At 73.0% G+C, this 16,211-nt stretch carries 12 protein-coding genes; 7 read left to right on the top strand and 5 right to left on the bottom strand.

The genetic code is table 11. The features are described 5' to 3' along the window. Window positions 1-142 precede the first annotated feature (142 nt). Both recD2 and ACZ4WZ_RS07725 read left to right on the top strand, forming a co-directional pair. Window positions 143-2,392, top strand: a complete 2,250-nt coding sequence (recD2, locus tag ACZ4WZ_RS07730) for an SF1B family DNA helicase RecD2 (protein WP_467886428.1) — start codon at window positions 143-145, stop codon at window positions 2,390-2,392. Between the two features lie 183 nt (window positions 2,393-2,575). Continuing rightward, a complete protein-coding gene (locus tag ACZ4WZ_RS07725; RefSeq protein WP_030229520.1) occupies window positions 2,576-3,865 on the top strand; it encodes a citrate synthase in 1,290 nt (429 codons plus the stop codon). A gap of 376 nt (window positions 3,866-4,241) precedes the next feature. On the opposite strand, the gene ACZ4WZ_RS07720 is transcribed toward ACZ4WZ_RS07725, so the two are convergent. Both ACZ4WZ_RS07720 and ACZ4WZ_RS07715 read right to left on the bottom strand, forming a co-directional pair. Then, entirely contained in the window at window positions 4,242-6,530 is a 2,289-nt protein-coding gene (locus ACZ4WZ_RS07720; RefSeq protein WP_467886425.1) for a heavy metal translocating P-type ATPase, read from the bottom strand. Window positions 6,531-6,634: 104 nt separating this feature from the next. After that, window positions 6,635-6,868, bottom strand: coding sequence for a heavy-metal-associated domain-containing protein (locus tag ACZ4WZ_RS07715; RefSeq protein ID WP_467886422.1), 234 nt, complete (start codon window positions 6,866-6,868; stop codon window positions 6,635-6,637). Between the two features lie 160 nt (window positions 6,869-7,028). Here ACZ4WZ_RS07715 and ACZ4WZ_RS07710 point away from each other — a divergent pair, with 160 nt between their 5' ends. Continuing rightward, window positions 7,029-8,234 carry a cation:proton antiporter gene (locus ACZ4WZ_RS07710; RefSeq protein ID WP_467886419.1) on the top strand — a complete coding sequence of 402 codons (1,206 nt, stop codon included), beginning with the start codon at window positions 7,029-7,031 and terminating at the stop codon, window positions 8,232-8,234. Between the two features lie 42 nt (window positions 8,235-8,276). Here the strand turns inward: ACZ4WZ_RS07710 and ACZ4WZ_RS07705 are convergent, their stop codons facing one another. The 3 genes from ACZ4WZ_RS07705 to ACZ4WZ_RS07695 form a co-directional block, all read right to left on the bottom strand. Then, window positions 8,277-8,477 (bottom strand): helix-turn-helix transcriptional regulator, encoded by a 201-nt coding sequence (locus ACZ4WZ_RS07705; protein WP_467886416.1) that lies wholly within the window; start codon window positions 8,475-8,477, stop codon window positions 8,277-8,279. A gap of 306 nt (window positions 8,478-8,783) precedes the next feature. After that, on the bottom strand, window positions 8,784-9,797 hold the full coding sequence (locus ACZ4WZ_RS07700; RefSeq protein WP_467886413.1) for a Gfo/Idh/MocA family protein: 1,014 nt from the start codon (window positions 9,795-9,797) through the stop codon (window positions 8,784-8,786). Between the two features lie 26 nt (window positions 9,798-9,823). Then, complete coding sequence (locus ACZ4WZ_RS07695) at window positions 9,824-10,738, bottom strand: sugar phosphate isomerase/epimerase family protein (RefSeq protein ID WP_467886410.1); 915 nt, start codon at window positions 10,736-10,738, stop codon at window positions 9,824-9,826. 147 nt (window positions 10,739-10,885) lie between these two features. Between ACZ4WZ_RS07695 and iolC the strand changes: the two genes are divergently transcribed. From iolC to ACZ4WZ_RS07675, 4 genes are read left to right on the top strand one after another with little or no spacing between them, the layout of a single operon-like run. Further along, complete coding sequence (gene iolC, locus ACZ4WZ_RS07690) at window positions 10,886-11,809, top strand: 5-dehydro-2-deoxygluconokinase (protein ID WP_467886625.1); 924 nt, start codon at window positions 10,886-10,888, stop codon at window positions 11,807-11,809. A gap of 7 nt (window positions 11,810-11,816) precedes the next feature. Further along, entirely contained in the window at window positions 11,817-12,755 is a 939-nt protein-coding gene (gene iolB / locus ACZ4WZ_RS07685; RefSeq protein WP_467886622.1) for a 5-deoxy-glucuronate isomerase, read from the top strand. Continuing rightward, a complete protein-coding gene (gene iolD, locus ACZ4WZ_RS07680; protein WP_467886407.1) occupies window positions 12,752-14,641 on the top strand; it encodes a 3D-(3,5/4)-trihydroxycyclohexane-1,2-dione acylhydrolase (decyclizing) in 1,890 nt (629 codons plus the stop codon). The genes iolB and iolD overlap by 4 nt, the downstream gene beginning before the upstream one ends. 12 nt (window positions 14,642-14,653) lie before the next feature. Continuing rightward, the gene (locus ACZ4WZ_RS07675; RefSeq protein WP_467886404.1) at window positions 14,654-16,153 is read left to right on the top strand and encodes a CoA-acylating methylmalonate-semialdehyde dehydrogenase; all 1,500 of its coding nucleotides are present in this window, start codon (window positions 14,654-14,656) and stop codon (window positions 16,151-16,153) included. The last annotated feature ends 58 nt before the right edge of the window (window positions 16,154-16,211 follow it).

The following is a 16,211-nucleotide window of genomic DNA, read 5'->3' as shown; positions in this document are numbered from 1 at the left end:
CTTCCGGGTGGGGATCCGGGGGGATCGGGAAGTCCGACGAGGGAGGGGTAACCGTGAGGGGGTCCGGCCGCGAGGCCGGACCCCCTTTCGTTCGTCCACAGGCCCCCGGCGCCCTGTCGGCGGCGGACGGTAGCGTCGTGCCATGGTGAACAACGGGGCGGCGGTGCAACTGGCGGTGGTCGAGGGGGTGCTGGAGCGCATCACCTACGCCAACGAGGAGAGCGGTTACACGGTCGCCCGGGTCGACACGGGCCGGGGTGCGGCGGACCTGCTGACGGTCGTCGGCTCGCTCCTCGGCGCCCAGCCCGGCGAATCCCTGCGCATGGAGGGCCGCTGGGGGTCGCACCCGCAGTACGGCCGGCAGTTCAGCGTCGAGAACTACTCGACCATCCTGCCCGCCACCATCCAGGGCATCCGCCGCTACCTCGGCTCCGGCCTCATCAAGGGCATCGGCCCGCGCATCGCCGACCGCATCGTCGAGCACTTCGGCCTCGACACCCTCGACGTCATCGAGGCCGAGCCGAAGCGGCTGATCGAGGTCCCCGGCCTCGGCCCCAAGCGGACCCGGCTCATCGGCGCGGCCTGGGAGGAGCAGAAGGCCATCAAGGAGGTCATGGTCTTCCTCCAGGGCGTCGGCGTCTCCACCTCCATCGCGGTGCGCATCTACAAGAAGTACGGGGACGCCTCCATCTCCGTGGTGAAGAACCAGCCGTACCGGCTCGCCGCCGACGTCTGGGGCATCGGCTTCCTCACCGCCGACCGCATCGCCCAGGCCGTCGGGATCCCGCACGACAGCCCCGAGCGGGTCAAGGCCGGCCTCCAGTACGCCCTGTCGCAGTCCACCGACCAGGGGCACTGCTTCCTCCCCGAGGAGCGGCTCATCGCCGACGGGGTCAAGCTGCTCCAGGTCGACACCGGACTGGTCATCGAGTGCCTCGCCGAGCTCGCCGCGGATCCGGAGGGGGTCGTGCGGGAATCCGTGCCCGACCCCCAGGGCGGCCCGGACCCCCTCACGGCGGTGTACCTGGTCCCCTTCCACCGGGCGGAGCTGTCGCTGGTCGGCCAGGTCCGCCGGCTGCTGAACGCCGAGGAGGACCGGATGCCCGGCTTCCGTGACGTGGACTGGGACAAGGCCCTCGGCTGGCTCGCCGGGCGCACGGGGGCCAGCCTCGCCCCCGAGCAGCGGGACGCGGTCAAGCTGGCCCTCACCCGCAGGGTGGCCGTGCTCACCGGCGGCCCGGGCTGCGGGAAGTCCTTCACCGTGCGCTCCATCGTCGAGCTGGCCCGGGCCAAGAAGGCCAAGGTGGTGCTCGCCGCCCCCACCGGCCGCGCGGCGAAGCGGCTGTCCGAGCTGACCGGGGCCGACGCCTCCACCGTGCACCGGCTGCTGGAGCTCAAGCCCGGCGGGGACGCGGCGTACGACCGGGACCGGCCGCTGGACGCCGACCTCGTCGTGGTCGACGAGGCCTCGATGCTGGACCTGCTGCTCGCGAACAAGCTGGTCAAGGCGGTGGCGCCCGGGGCGCACCTGCTGCTGGTCGGCGATGTGGACCAGCTCCCCTCGGTGGGCGCCGGCGAGGTGCTGCGGGACCTGCTGGCCGAGGGCGGCCCGGTGCCCGCCGTCCGGCTGACCCGGATCTTCCGCCAGGCCCAGCAGTCGGGGGTGGTCACCAACGCGCACCGCATCAACACCGGGGTCCCGCCCATCACCGACGGCCTGCCGGACTTCTTCCTCTTCCCGGAGGAGGACACGGAGGCGGCCGGGATCCTCGCCGTGGACGTGGCCGCCCGCCGGATTCCGGCCCGGTTCGGCCTGGACCCGCGCCGCGACGTCCAGGTACTCGCCCCGATGCACCGGGGTCCGGCCGGCGCGGGGAACCTGAACGGCCTGCTCCAGCAGGCGATCACCCCGGCCCGGCCGAACCTGCCCGAGAAGCGGTTCGGCGGCCGGGTCTTCCGGGTGGGCGACAAGGTGACCCAGATCCGCAACAACTACGACAAGGGCGCCAACGGCGTCTTCAACGGCACCGTCGGGGTCGTCACCGCCCTGGACGTGGACGAGCAGCGCTTGACGGTCCGTACAGAGGAGGACGAGGAGGTGGGGTACGAGTTCGCCGAGCTGGACGAGCTGGCGCACGCGTACGCCGTCACCATCCACCGCTCCCAGGGGAGTGAATATCCGGCCGTCGTGATCCCGGTCACCACGGGGGCTTGGATGATGCTCCAGCGGAATCTGCTGTACACGGCCGTGACCCGGGCGAAGAAGTTGGTCGTCCTGGTCGGGTCACGCAAGGCCCTCGGGCAGGCCGTGCGTACCGTTTCCGCAGGCAGGAGGTACACCGCGGTCGCTTCCCGGCTCGCCGGGCGCGTCTCGGTGGGAAACATCACCTAGATGATCGATCATTTGGGGTTCCGACAACCGGTGGGAAGGGGGCAGGATGAGCAGGTTGAAGGCACTCAGTGCCGTCAGACGGACCAAAGGCCGACCCCGAGTGCACTCTCCTGCGCCAAATGGGGGAAGGTAGAGGCAGTCAGGGCACCTCGAAGAAGAGGCACTACGTCGGTGAGGGATGACGTGAGCGACAACTCTGTAGTACTCCGGTACGCGGACGGTGAATACACCTACCCGGTGGTCGAAAGCACCGTCGGTGACCAGGGCTTCGACATCTCGAAGCTGAGGGCCCAGACCGGGCTCGTCACCTTGGACAGCGGCTACGGCAACACCGCCGCGTACAAGTCCGCCATCACCTACCTCGACGGTGAGCAGGGCATCCTGCGCTACCGCGGCTACCCGATCGAGCAGCTGGCGGAGCGCTCGACCTTCATCGAGGTCGCCTACCTGCTGATCAACGGTGAGCTCCCGACCGTCGACCAGCTCGCGTCCTTCCGCAACGAGATCACCCAGCACACGCTGCTGCACGAGGACGTCAAGCGGTTCTACGACGGCTTCCCGCGCGACGCCCACCCGATGGCCATGCTGTCGTCCGTGGTCAGCGCGCTGTCGACGTTCTACCAGGACAGCCACAACCCGTTCGACGAGAAGCAGCGCCACCTCTCGACGATCCGCCTGCTGGCCAAGCTGCCGACGATCGCCGCGTACGCGTACAAGAAGTCGGTCGGCCACCCGGTGGTCTACCCGCGTAACGACCTCGGCTACGTCGAGAACTTCCTGCGCATGACCTTCTCCGTGCCGGCCCAGGAGTACGACCTGGACCCGGTCGTGGTCTCCGCGCTCGACAAGCTGCTGATCCTGCACGCGGACCACGAGCAGAACTGCTCCACCTCCACCGTGCGCCTGGTCGGCTCCTCGCAGGCGAACATGTTCGCCTCGATCTCCGCCGGCATCTCGGCCCTGTGGGGCCCGCTGCACGGTGGCGCCAACCAGTCCGTCCTCGAGATGCTGGAAGGCATCAAGAACGACGGCGGCGACGTCGACGCCTTCATCCGCAAGGTGAAGAACAAGGAGGACGGCGTCCGCCTGATGGGCTTCGGGCACCGCGTCTACAAGAGCTTCGACCCCCGGGCGAAGATCATCAAGGCGGCGGCGCACGACGTCCTCTCGGCGCTCGGCAAGAGCGACGAGCTGCTGGACATCGCGCTCAAGCTGGAGGAGCACGCGCTGGCCGACGAGTACTTCGTCTCCCGCAACCTCTACCCGAACGTGGACTTCTACACCGGTCTGATCTACCGGGCCATGGGCTTCCCGACCGAGATGTTCACCGTGCTGTTCGCGCTCGGCCGCCTTCCCGGCTGGATCGCCCAGTGGCACGAGATGATCAAGGAGCCCGGCTCCCGCATCGGCCGCCCGCGCCAGATCTACACCGGCGAGGTCCTGCGCGACTTCGTCCCGGTCGAGGCCCGCTGAGGCCTTCCCGGCGGCCCCGGTCATACGGAAAGCGCCCCGCCGTCGATCCCCCCACGGGTCGACGGTCGGGGCGCTTCCCTTTCCCCGGCGGCGGATTCCCCCCACGGGACCCGCGCCGGGGCGTCGGTGTGTGCCGGGACCCGTTCGGGTCGGGAGGGCCGCTCACAGCTTCCCGAGGGCACGCGTCCCGGCCGGCGGATGCCCGGACGTCCCCCCAAGGACCTCCGTGAAACGCCCCCCAAGACGTTTTCGGCATCGCCCCATTAGACCCGTGCCGACCCCGGATGGTTACGTTGGCATCACTGTGATCTGCGTCTCCAGTGAAGGATGTGTGGAGGGAACGGGGAGGAGACCCCCCGGATTCCGCTCCGGGTCCCTACCGGAACGAGCGCAGGCGCAGGCTGTTCGTCACGACGAAGACCGACGAGAAGGCCATGGCGGCTCCCGCGATCATCGGGTTGAGCAGGCCGGCGGCGGCCAGCGGCAGCGCCGCCACGTTGTAGCCGAAGGCCCAGAACAGGTTTCCCTTGATGGTGGCCAGGGTCCGCCGGGAGAGCCGGATCGCGTCCGCCGCCACCCGCAGGTCACCCCGTACCAGGGTCAGGTCGCCGGCCTCGATGGCCGCGTCGGTGCCGGTGCCCATGGCCAGACCCAGGTCGGCCTGGGCGAGCGCGGCCGCGTCGTTGACCCCGTCGCCCACCATGGCGACCGTACGGCCCTCGGCCTGGAGCCGGCGGACCACGTCCACCTTGTCCTGCGGGAGCACCTCGGCGATCACCTCGGTGATGCCCACCTCGCGGGCCACCGTCTCGGCCACGGCCCTGTTGTCGCCGGTCAGCAGGACCGGGGCGAGGCCCAGCGCCCGCAGCCGGGCCACGGCCTCGGCACTGGTCCCCTTGACGGCGTCGGCCACGGTCAGGACACCGCGGGCCGTGCCGTCCCAGGCGACCAGGACCGCGGTGGCGCCCGCGGCCTCGGCGGCGGCCTTCGCCCCGGCGAGCGCGGCGGGCAGGGCGACGGCCCGGTCCGCGAGCAGCCGCTCGCGCCCCACCAGGACCTCGCGCCCCTCGACCACGCCCCGCACGCCGAGCCCGGCCACGTTCTCGAAGGAGGCGGGCGCGGGCAGCTCCCCGGCCGCCTCGGCGGCCCCGGCGGCGATCGCCCGCGCGACCGGGTGCTCGGAGGCGTGCTCCAGCGAGCCCGCGAGCCGCAGCAGCTGCCGTTCGTCCACGCCCTCGGCGGCGTGCACCCCGGCGAGGGTCATCCGGCCGGTGGTGACCGTCCCGGTCTTGTCGAGCACGACCGTGTCCACCCGCCGGGTGGACTCCAGCACCTCGGGCCCCTTGATCAGGATGCCCAGCTGCGCGCCCCGCCCCGTGCCGACCATCAGGGCGGTCGGCGTGGCCAGGCCCAGGGCGCAGGGGCAGGCGATGATCAGTACGGCCACGGCGGCGGTGAACGCGGCGCCGGGGTCGTCGGTGACCAGCAGCCAGGTGACCCAGGTGCCGAGCGCCAGCAGCAGGACGACGGGCACGAACACGGCCGAGATCCGGTCGGCGAGGCGCTGGACCCCGGCCTTGCCGCTCTGGGCCTCCTCGACCATCCGGGCCATCCGGGCGAGCTGGGTGTCCGCGCCGACCCGGGTGGCCTCGACGACGAGCCGGCCGGAGGCGTTGACGGTGGCGCCGGTGACCGCGTCCCCCGCGGTGACGTCGACCGGGAGGGACTCGCCGGTCAGCATGGAGGCGTCCACGGCGGAGGAGCCCTCGACGACCGTGCCGTCGGTGGCGATCTTCTCCCCCGGACGGACCACGAACCGGTCGCCGGCCGCGAGCGCGCCGACCGGGATCCGCACCTCCCGGCCGTCGCGCAGCACGGCCACGTCCTTGGCGCCGAGCTCCATCAGCGCCCTGAGGGCCGCGCCCGCCTTCCGCTTGGAGCGGGCCTCCAAGTAGCGGCCGAGCAGGATGAAGGACACGACGCCCGCCGCGACCTCCAGGTAGAGGGCGGAGGAGCCGTCCGTGCGGGAGACGGTCAGGCCGAAGCCGTGCCGCATCCCGGGCGAACCGGCGTGGCCGAAGAACAGGGCCCACAGGGACCAGGCGTAGGCGGCCAGCGTCCCGACCGAGACCAGGGTGTCCATGGTGGCCGCGCCGTGCCGGAGGTTGGTCCAGGCGGCCCGGTGGAAGGGCAGGGCGCCCCAGACGACGACGGGCGAGGCGAGGGTGAGCGAGAGCCACTGCCAGTTGTCGAACTGGAGGGCCGGGACCATCGAGAGCAGGACCACCGGCAGGGCCAGGACGGCGGACACCAGCAGCCGCTGCCGGAGCGCGTCCAGCTCGGGGTCGCGCCCGTCCGTCCCCGCACCGGCCCCGGCGCCGGATTCCGGCTCGGGCCGGGGCGGGGCGGGCGGCGGGGGCTCCTCGGCGGTGTAGCCCGTCCTGACCACGGTCGCGATCAGGTCGGCCACCTGGACCGCGCCGCCGTAGGAGACCCGGGCCTTCTCGGTGGCGTAGTTCACCGTGGCACTGACGCCGTCCATCCGGTTGAGCTTCTTCTCGATGCGGGCCGCGCAGGAGGCGCAGGTCATCCCGCCGATCGTCAGCTCGACCTCGGAGCCGAGGGCTTCCGCCGCGGGCCGGTCGTGCACGGTGCTGCTGCTCATGTTCCCGCTCCAGGGGGAGGGCCGGGCCGTACGGTCCAGTATGAGCCGGCCGGTGCGGCCCGGCGGTACCGCGGTCGTGCGTGGTGCCGGGGAGGCGCCGGGGCTCAGACCTGGCCGGCGAGCTCGTACCCGGCCTCGTCCACGGCGGCGCGCACGTCGGCCTCGGCGAGCGGGGCGGCGGAGGTCACGGTCACCTCGCCGGTGGCGGCGACGGCCTTGACCGAGGTCACGCCGGGGAGGGCGGTGAGCTCGGCGGTCACCGCGCCCTCGCAGTGCCCGCAGGTCATGCCGGTGACCTTGTACACGACGGTGTGCTGGGTGTCCGTTTCGGCGGTCATGTCGTTCTCCTCGTCGAAGGGGTGTCTCTCTCCCCCAGTTTATACCCCTAGGGGGTATTGAGCGAATATCCGCCGGTCATCGAGCGGCGCCGCCCGGGACGGCCGGGCCGCAGGGGGCCCTGCGGTGGCCGGGGCTGAAGAAACATAAGTAAATGCGCACATGTCCCATTCTGTGACGCTCATCCTCATCATGGCCGCCGCGGTGCTCGCGCCCCTCCTCGCCTACGGCGTGGCGCGCCGGCTGCCGGTCCCCCTGGTGATCTTCGAGATCCTGCTGGGCGTCCTCATCGGGCCCGACGTCCTCGGCTGGGCGCACACCGGCGAGGTGATCGACGTACTCAGCCAGCTCGGACTGGCCATGCTGATCTTCCTGGCCGGCTACGAGATCCGGTTCGACCGGATCAAGGGGGACACCCTGCGCCGGTCGGTCTGGGCATGGCTGGCCGCCCTCGCCCTCGGCCTGGCGATCGGTATCCTGCTCGCCGACGGGGGCGGCTTCGACAAGGGCGTCTACGTCGGCACCGCGCTCACCAGCACCGCGCTGGGCGCGATCCTGCCGATGCTGAGGGACTCCGGGGACCTGGGGAGCCGCTTCGGGACGGTGACCATGGCGATGGGGTCCGTCGGCGAGTTCGGGCCGGTCATCGCGATGGCCCTGCTGCTCAGCGGCCGGGCGCCGGCCCGTTCGGCGGCGCTGCTGGCCGCCTTCGCGCTCCTGACGGCGGCAGCGGTGTTCTGGGCGATGCGGCCCAAGCCGCCCTGGTTCGCCAAGGTCATCGCCAAGACCCTGCACAGCAGCGCCCAGTTCGCGGTACGCCTGGTGGTGCTGGTGCTCGTGGCGATGCTGGGGCTGGCCCAGGCGATGGGGCTCGACGTCCTGCTCGGAGCCTTCGCCGCCGGGCTGATCACCCGGCTGGTGCTGCACGGGGCGGCGCCCGAGAGCGGCGAGGCCGTGCTGTCGAAGGTGGAGGCCATGGGCTTCGGCTTCCTCGTACCGCTGTTCTTCGTGGTCACCGGGATCCAGTTCGACCTCGACGCCCTCCTCGAGGGCGGCCGCGAGCTGCTCCTGCTGCCCGGGTTCCTGCTGCTGTTCCTGCTGGTCCGAGGGCTGCCGATCTGGCTGCTGGCCCCGCGCGACCTGGAGCGGCGGGACCGCACGGCGCTGGTGCTGTTCGGGTCGACCGCGCTGCCGCTGGTGGTGGCGATCACCACCCTCGGCGTGCAGGACGGCGCACTCGGCGCGGGGGAGGCGGCCGCCCTGGTCGGGGCCGGCATGGTCTCGGTGCTGGTCTTCCCGCTGGTGGCCCTGCGGCTGCGCGGCCACGCGGCGGGCGGGGGCCGGCGGGCCGGGGAGGAGCCCTGGTGACCGGGGCGGGACCGGGGCCCGCCCCGCTCCCGCGGCGCCGGATCACTGCTCGCGGCGGCCCCGGTTGCCGGGGCGGCGCGACACCCAGGTCCGGATGGTGTCGGCGTACCAGTAGGGCTTGCCGCCCTCCACGTGGTCCGGGGCCGGCAGCAGCCCGTGCTTGCGGTACGAGCGCACGGTGTCGGGCTGGACCCGGATGTGGGCGGCGATCTCCTTGTAGGACCACAACTGTCGGTCGCTCATGCGCGCCACCTCCTGGTCCACGGCGCGGGGCCGGCCGGGAGGCCGTCGGGGGAGCCGGCGCGTGGACATGACGATCACTCGGGGTTGTGCCCGGAGAACGACGCTCGGTGACCGCGGGGGAGTGTCTGTCGACCGGCTGTAACGGAAAACCCGCGTAGTACGGACATCCGTGACACGGCGGCGACTCCTGTGACGCATGCGGCACAGGAGTCAGCCGGTGCCGACGGGCATCACCGGCCGTCGGCGGGCGTACGGCGGGCGGCGGCGTGCATCGGCGGGCGGCTAGCTGCGCGCGTACGGCGGGCGTCAGCGCGCGTACAGCTCCGGCCGCTCGGCCAGCCGCACCTCGGTCCGCACGCCGTCGCGCGCGGCCGCCAGACCCGCCTCCGACACGGCGGCGGCCGCGTACCCGTCCCACGCGTCGGGCCCCGCCACCCGCCCCCGCGCCGCCGCGGCGACCCAGCGCCGCAGCTGGCGGTCGTAGGCGTCGGCGAAGCGGGTGGTGAAGTCCTGGGCGATCTCCCCGCCCCAGCGGCCGCCCGACTGGACGACCATCGCGTGCCCGTCACCGATCCGGGCGCTGCCGGACTCCCCGACGGCCTCGCACCGCACCTGGTAGCCGAAACCGCAGTTGACGAAGATCTCCACGTCGACGATCGCCCCGCCCGAGGTCTCCAGCAGCACCAGCCGGGGGTCGCGCAGCCCCTCCGGCGCCGCCGAGGACGGCGCCGGGGAGAGCACGGTCACCGCGGTGACCTCCTGGCCCAGCAGCCAGCGGGCCGCGTCCACCTCGTGCACCACCGAGTCGCTGATCAGCATGTCGCTGGTGAAGAAGGACGGCGAGGCCGCGTTGCGGTGCCGGCAGTGCAGGAAGAGCGGCCGGCCGATCCCGCCCGCGTCCAGCAGCTCCTTGAGCCGCTCGTACTCCGCGTCGAAGCGCCGCATGAAGCCCACCTGCACCAGGCGCCGGCCGAGCCGGCGCTCCGCCTCCAGCACCCGCAGGGCCCCCTCCGGGTCCGGGGTCAGCGGCTTCTCGCAGAGCACCGGCAACTCCCGTTCCAGGGCGTGCAGAATCGCTTCCTCGTGGGCCGGTCCGGGCGAGGCGATCAGTACGGCGTCCACCCCCGGCGCCGCCATCGCCGCCGCCGGGTCCGTGTACGCGCCCGCCCCGTCCAGGGTCGCCGCGACCTCCTTGACCCGGTCCCCGTCCGGATCGGCCACGGCCACCACCCGTGCCCCGCCGACCGTGCCGCCGATCCGGCGGACGTGGTCGGTGCCCATCTTCCCGGTGCCGATGACGGCGATGCCGAGCGTGCTCATGTCTCTCCTCAGGATGGCCGGGCCGGTCAGCGTGCGCCGCACGAGCGCAGGTAGGCGCGGGTGCGCCGGGCGATCGGCAGCGGACGCTCCGGCGGACACGGGTACATGTCCTGCTCCACGATCGCGAACAGGTCCACCCCGAGCCGCTGCGCCGCCGCCAGCACGGGCTCCAGTGCCGGCACCCCGGACGGAGGCTCGCACATCACCCCGCGCGCCACGGCCGGGCCGAACGGCGTCCCCTGCGCGCGCACTTCGGCGAGGACCCGCGGATCCACCTGCTTCAGGTGGAGGTAGCCGATCCGCTCGCCGAACGCCTCGATCGCCTCGACGCTGTCCCCGCCGCAGTACGCGTAGTGCCCCGTGTCCAGGCACAGGGAGACCAGCGCCGGATCGGTGGCGTCCAGGAACCGGGCCACGTTCCGCGGGGTGTCGAGGTGCGTGTCCGCGTGCGGGTGGACCACGATCCGCAGCCCGTACCGCTCCCGGACCTCCCGGCCCAGGCGCTCGGTCCCGGAGGCCAGTTCACGCCATTGGGCCGCGCTGAGGACCGGGTCCTCCAGCACGGCGCCCGTCTTGTCGTCCCGCCAGAAGGAGGGGATGACGACGAGGTGCTCCGCGCCCGTGTCCCGGGTCAGCGCGGCGATCCGCGACACGTGCGCCCAGGTCTCCTCCCAGACGGCGGGGCCGTGATGGAGTCCGGTGAAGACCGTGCCGGCGGACACCCGCAGGCCCCGCTTGGCCGTCTCGTCGGCGAGCCGGGCGGGATCGGTGGGCAGGTAGCCGTAGGGGCCGAGCTCGATCCACTCGTACCCGGCGTCGGCGACCTCGTCGAGGAACCGCTCCCAAGGGGTCTGGAGGGGATCCTCCGGAAACCAGACACCCCAGGAGTCCGGAGCCGAACCGATGCGGATACGGGTCAACGCGGGTGGGGAGGAGGTCATGACGGCCACCTTAGGGTGCGGGGGTTCGAGGGACTTCGAGGGACTTCGAGGGACGAGGGAGGACGAATGGGAGGAGGACCTGCTGTGACCACGGCGGACGGACCGGTGGAGGGGCCGACCGGGGAAGCGGCCTACGACCTGATCACGATGGGGCGGATCGGGGTGGATCTCTACCCGCTCAAGACCGGTGTACCGCTCGCCGAGGCCGACACCTTCGGCAAGTTCCTCGGCGGCTCGCCGACGAACGTCGCCGTCGCGGCCGCCCGGCTCGGACGGCGCACGGCCGTCATCACCCGGACCGGGGCCGACCCCTTCGGCGCCTATCTGCGGGCCGAGCTGCGGGCGTTCGGCGTCGACGACCGGTGGGCGGGCGAGGTGGCGGCGTACCCGACGCCCGTCACCTTCTGCGAGGTCTTCCCGCCGGACCACTTCCCGCTCTACTTCTACCGCCTCCCGAAGGCGCCCGACCTGGAGATCGGGCCGGACGAGATCGACCGGGAGGCGGTGCGGGCGGCGCGGGTCTTCTGGATGACGGGCACGGGGCTCAGCGCCGAGCCGAGCCGCGGCGCGACCCTGGCCGCGCTGGAGGCCCGCTCGAAGTCCGGGACCACCGTCTTCGACCTCGACTGGAGGCCCATGCTGTGGGACGGCCCGCCGGGGCCCTGGTACGAGCGGGCGCTCGGGATGGCGACGGTGGCCGTCGGCAACACCGAGGAGTGCCGGGTCGCGACCGGGCACGACGAGCCGTACGCGGCCGCCGAGGCGCTGCTCGCCGCCGGGGTGGAGCTGGCCGTGGTCAAACGCGGGCCGCGGGGCGTGCTCGCGGTGCACCGGGACGGGACGGCGGTGGAGGTGCCGCCGGTGGAGGTGGAGGTGGTGAACGGGCTCGGCGCCGGGGACGCCTTCGGGGGCGCGCTGTGCCACGGGCTGCTGGCCGGCTGGGACCTGGAGCGGGTGCTGCGGTACGCGAACGCCGCCGGGGCGATCGTGGCCTCGCGGCTGGCGTGTTCGTCGGCCATGCCGTTCCCCGGCGAAGTGGAGGAGGTGCTCGGCCGTGCCGGTGGTCTGTGAGCGGGAAATGGAGTTCACCCGGCTGCGGGTGCTGGAGATGGCGCCGGGGGAGTCGTACGCGCACGCGTGCGGGGACGCCGAATGGATCGTGCTGCCGCTGTCCGGTGGCTGCGAAGTCCTCTGCGAGGAGGGCGCGGACGGTGAGGAGGGCGGAGCCGCTGCGGGGCTGACCCGGCCCGTCCGGGCCTTCCGGCTGCGCGGCCGGCCCGGGGTGTTCGCCGGAGTCACCGACTTCGCGTACCTCCCCCGGGACGGGCACGCGGAGGTCGCCTCGGCGCGGGGCGGGCGGTTCGCGCTCGTCGGCGCGCGCTGCGGGAACAGGCTGCCCGCCCGGTACGGCCCCGCCGCGGACGTGCCCGTCGAGCTGCGCGGCGCCGGCCGGTGCTCGCGCCAGGTCAACAACTTCGCCGCCGCGGGTGCCTTCGCCGCCGACCGCCTCATCGCCGTCGAGGTGCTCACCCCCGGCGGCAACTGGTCCTCGTACCCGCCCCACAAGCACGACGAGCACCACCCGGGCGAGGAGTCCCGGCTGGAGGAGATCTACTACTTCGAGATCGCCCCGCACGGCGACACCCCCGGCGTCGGCTACCAGCGCGTGACGCCCTCGCCCGCGGGGAAGACCGACGTCCTCGCCGAGGTGCGGACCGGCGACGCCGTCCTGATCCCGGACGGCTGGCACGGGCCGTCGATCGCCGCGCCGGGCCACGACATGTACTACCTGAACGTGATGGCCGGCCCGGGCGCGGAGCGGGAGTGGCTGATCCGGGACCATCCCGACCACGCCTGGATCCGCGAGGAGTGGGCGGGGCAGGACGTGGATCCCCGGCTGCCGTTCCCGCCGCGCGCGGAGCCGAGTTCCGCGTCCGGCTCCGCGTCCGGTCCTGGGGCCGGCCCCGCACCCCGTCCGGCGTCCCGTCCCGCGTCCCGTCCCGAGGAGGCCCCGTGACCGCGCCGCCGCGCAGCGTCCGGCTCACCACCGCCCAGGCGCTCGTACGGTTCCTGAGCGTCCAGTACGCCGAGCGCGACGGCCACCGGCACCGGCTGATCGCCGCCACCTGGGGGATCTTCGGGCACGGGAACGTCGCCGGGATCGGGCAGGCCCTGCTGGAGAGCGGCCCGGACGCCATGCCCTTCCTCCAGGGGCGCAACGAACAGGCCATGGTGCACGCCGCCGTCGGCTACGCCCGCCAGAGCGGCCGGCTCTCCGCGCACGCCGTCACCACCTCCATCGGGCCCGGCGCCACCAACCTCGTCACCGGCGCCGCCCTCGCCACGATCAACCGGATCCCGGTGCTCCTGCTGCCCGGGGACACCTTCGCGGCCCGGCCCGCCGATCCGGTGCTCCAGCAGCTGGAAGTCCCCTACGCGGGCGACCTCTCCGTCAACGACACCCTGCGGCCCGTCTCCCGGTACTTCGACCGGATCACCCGCCCCGAGGCCCTCGTCCCGGCCGCCCTCCAGGCGATGCGGGTGCTCACCGACCCCGTGCAGACCGGCGCCGTCACCCTCGCGCTCCCGCAGGACGTGCAGGCGCAGGCGTACGACTGGCCCGAGGAGTTCTTCGCCGAGCGGGTGTGGGCCGTACGCCGCCCCCGCCCCGACCGGCGCGAACTGGCCGGTGCCGCCGCACTCGTACGCGGCTCCGCGCGTCCCCTGGTCATCGCCGGCGGCGGCATCCGGCACAGCGCCGCCCGGGGCGCCCTCGCCGCCTTCGCGGAGGCCACCGGGATCCCCGTCGCCGCCACCCAGGCGGGCAAGGGCGTCCTCCCGTACGACCACCCCGCCGACGTGGGCGGCGTCGGCCACACCGGGACGGCCACCGCCGACGGACTGGCCCGCGGCGCCGACCTGGTCATCGCCGCCGGGACCCGGCTCACCGACTTCACCACCGCCTCCGCGACCCTGTTCCAGAACCCGGCCGTCCGCTTCATCGGCCTCAACCTCGACCCCTACGACGCCCACAAACTCGCCGCCCACCCCCTCGTCGGCGACGCCCGCGAGACCCTCGCCGAACTCCGGGAAGCGGTCTCCGGGTACCGGGTCGAGTCCGCGTACGAGGCGGCGTACCAGGCGGCGAAGGCCGACTGGGAGCGCCGCGCCGACCGGGCCTGGGCCACCCCGCAGGAAGACGCCCGGCCCACCCAGGCGCAGGTCCTCGGACTGCTCGACGGGCTCGTCGACGACAGCGACATCCTGATCAACGCCGCCGGCTCCCTCCCGGGCGACCTGCACCGGCTGTGGCGGGCCCGCTCCGCCGACCAGTACCACGTCGAGTACGGCTACTCCTGCATGGGCTACGAGATCCCCGCCGCGATCGGCACCGCCCTGGCCGCGCCCGGCCGCCCGGTCTGGGCGCTGGTCGGCGACGGGACGTACCTGATGAACCCGACGGAGATCGTCACCGCCGTCCAGGAGGGGATCCCGGTCAAGGTGGTGATCCTCGACAACCACGGCTACGCCTCCATCGGCGGCCTGTCCGGGGCGGTCGGCGGCGAGGGCTTCGGCACGGCGTACCGCTTCCGTGGGGAGGACGGTTCGTACGACGGGCCGCCCCTGCCGGTGGACCTCGCGGCCAACGCGGCCTCCCTCGGAATGGCCGTGATCCGCACCCGCACCATCGGTGACCTGCGGAAAGCCCTCGCCGAGGCCCGTGAGTCGCACCGGCCCACATGTGTCTACGCACAGACCCGAACACCCGACACTGTGTCGGGCCCGCCCCCGGCACAGGCGTGGTGGGATGTTCCTGTGGCCGAGACCGCGACCCGTGCGCCGGCCGCCCAGGCCCGTGAAGAGTACGACCGGCAAGCCGCACAGCGACGTCGCCATCTGTGAAGGAGCAGCACCATGAAGACCGTCAACCACTGGATCGGTGGCAAGACCGTCGAGGGCGCGTCGGGCAACTACGGCCCGGTCACCGACCCGGCCACCGGCGAGGTCACCACGCGGGTCGCGCTCGCCTCCGCCGAGGAGGTCGACGCCGCGGTGAAGGTCGCCCAGGAGGCCTTCCTGTCGTGGGGCCAGTCCTCGCTGGCCGCCCGCACCAAGGTGCTCTTCGCCTACCGCGCCCTGCTGGACGCCAACCGCGACGCCATCGCCGAGCTGATCGTCGCCGAGCACGGCAAGGTGCACTCCGACGCGCTGGGCGAGGTCGCGCGCGGCCTGGAGATCGTCGAGCTGGCCTGCGGGATCACCACGCAGCTCAAGGGCGAGCTGTCCACGTCCGTGTCCAACCGGGTGGACGTCTCCGCCATCCGCCAGCCGCTCGGCGTCGTCGCGGGCATCACCCCGTTCAACTTCCCGGCCATGGTCCCGATGTGGATGTTCCCGCTGGCCATCGCCTGCGGCAACACCTTCGTCCTCAAGCCGAGCGAGAAGGACCCGTCGGCCTCCAACAAGCTGGCCGAGCTGATGACCGAGGCCGGCCTGCCCGCGGGCGTCCTCAACGTCGTCCACGGCGACAAGGCCGCCGTCGACGCCCTCCTCGCCCACCCCGGCATCTCCGCCGTCTCCTTCGTCGGCTCCACCCCGATCGCCCGCCACATCCACACCACCGCCGCCGCCAACGGCAAGCGCGTCCAGGCGCTGGGCGGCGCCAAGAACCACATGCTGGTGCTCCCCGACGCCGACCTGGACGCCGCCGCCGACGCGGCCGTCTCCGCCGCCTACGGCTCGGCGGGCGAACGCTGCATGGCCATCTCGGCCGTCGTCGCGGTCGGCTCCATCGCCGACGAGCTCGTCGAGAAGATCCGCGAGCGCGCCGAGAAGATCAAGATCGGCCCCGGCAACGACCCGACCTCCGAGATGGGCCCGCTGATCACCGCCGCCCACCGCGACAAGGTCGCCTCCTACGTCAAGGGCGCCGCCGCCCAGGGCGCCGACGTGGTCCTGGACGGCACCGGTTACACGGTCGAGGGCAACGAGAACGGCCACTGGATCGGCCTCTCCCTCCTCGACAACGTCAAGACGGACTCCGACGCCTACCGCGACGAGATCTTCGGCCCGGTGCTGTGCGTCCTGCGCACGGAGACCTACGAGGAGGGCCTGGCCCTCATCAACGCCTCGCCGTTCGGCAACGGCACCGCGATCTTCACCCGCGACGGCGGCGCCGCCCGCCGCTTCCAGCTGGAGGTCCAGGCGGGCATGGTCGGCGTGAACGTGCCGATCCCGGTGCCGGTGGGCTACCACTCCTTCGGCGGCTGGAAGGACTCGCTCTTCGGCGACCACCACATCTACGGCAACGACGGCATCCACTTCTACACGCGCGGCAAGGTCGTCACCACCCGCTGGCCCGACCCGGCGGACGCACCGGCCGGCGTCGACCTGGGCTTCCCCCGCAACCACTGACACCACCCCGCACGACGGAACCCCCGGCCAACCCTCACCGGCCGGGGGTTCCCGCCGT

This window comes from Streptomyces sp. NPDC029122 (assembly GCF_055569445.1).
The sequence above is the reverse complement of the archived record's forward strand: the minus strand, read 5'-3'. Positions and strand labels throughout refer to the sequence as shown.

What these genes read in the sequence shown, in the direction of transcription:
- ACZ4WZ_RS07700 (WP_467886413.1), bottom strand. Translation starts at nt 9,797, where the DNA reads ATGAGCACGCTCGGCATCGCCGTCATCGGCACCGGGAAGATGGGCACC.
- ACZ4WZ_RS07720 (WP_467886425.1), bottom strand. Translation starts at nt 6,530, where the DNA reads ATGAGCAGCAGCACCGTGCACGACCGGCCCGCGGCGGAAGCCCTCGGC.
- ACZ4WZ_RS07695 (WP_467886410.1), bottom strand. Translation starts at nt 10,738, where the DNA reads ATGACCTCCTCCCCACCCGCGTTGACCCGTATCCGCATCGGTTCGGCT.
- iolB (WP_467886622.1), top strand. Translation starts at nt 11,817, where the DNA reads ATGGAGTTCACCCGGCTGCGGGTGCTGGAGATGGCGCCGGGGGAGTCG.
- iolC (WP_467886625.1), top strand. Translation starts at nt 10,886, where the DNA reads ATGGGGCGGATCGGGGTGGATCTCTACCCGCTCAAGACCGGTGTACCG.
- ACZ4WZ_RS07675 (WP_467886404.1), top strand. Translation starts at nt 14,654, where the DNA reads ATGAAGACCGTCAACCACTGGATCGGTGGCAAGACCGTCGAGGGCGCG.
- ACZ4WZ_RS07705 (WP_467886416.1), bottom strand. Translation starts at nt 8,477, where the DNA reads ATGAGCGACCGACAGTTGTGGTCCTACAAGGAGATCGCCGCCCACATC.
- ACZ4WZ_RS07715 (WP_467886422.1), bottom strand. Translation starts at nt 6,868, where the DNA reads ATGACCGCCGAAACGGACACCCAGCACACCGTCGTGTACAAGGTCACC.
- recD2 (WP_467886428.1), top strand. Translation starts at nt 143, where the DNA reads ATGGTGAACAACGGGGCGGCGGTGCAACTGGCGGTGGTCGAGGGGGTG.
- ACZ4WZ_RS07710 (WP_467886419.1), top strand. Translation starts at nt 7,029, where the DNA reads ATGTCCCATTCTGTGACGCTCATCCTCATCATGGCCGCCGCGGTGCTC.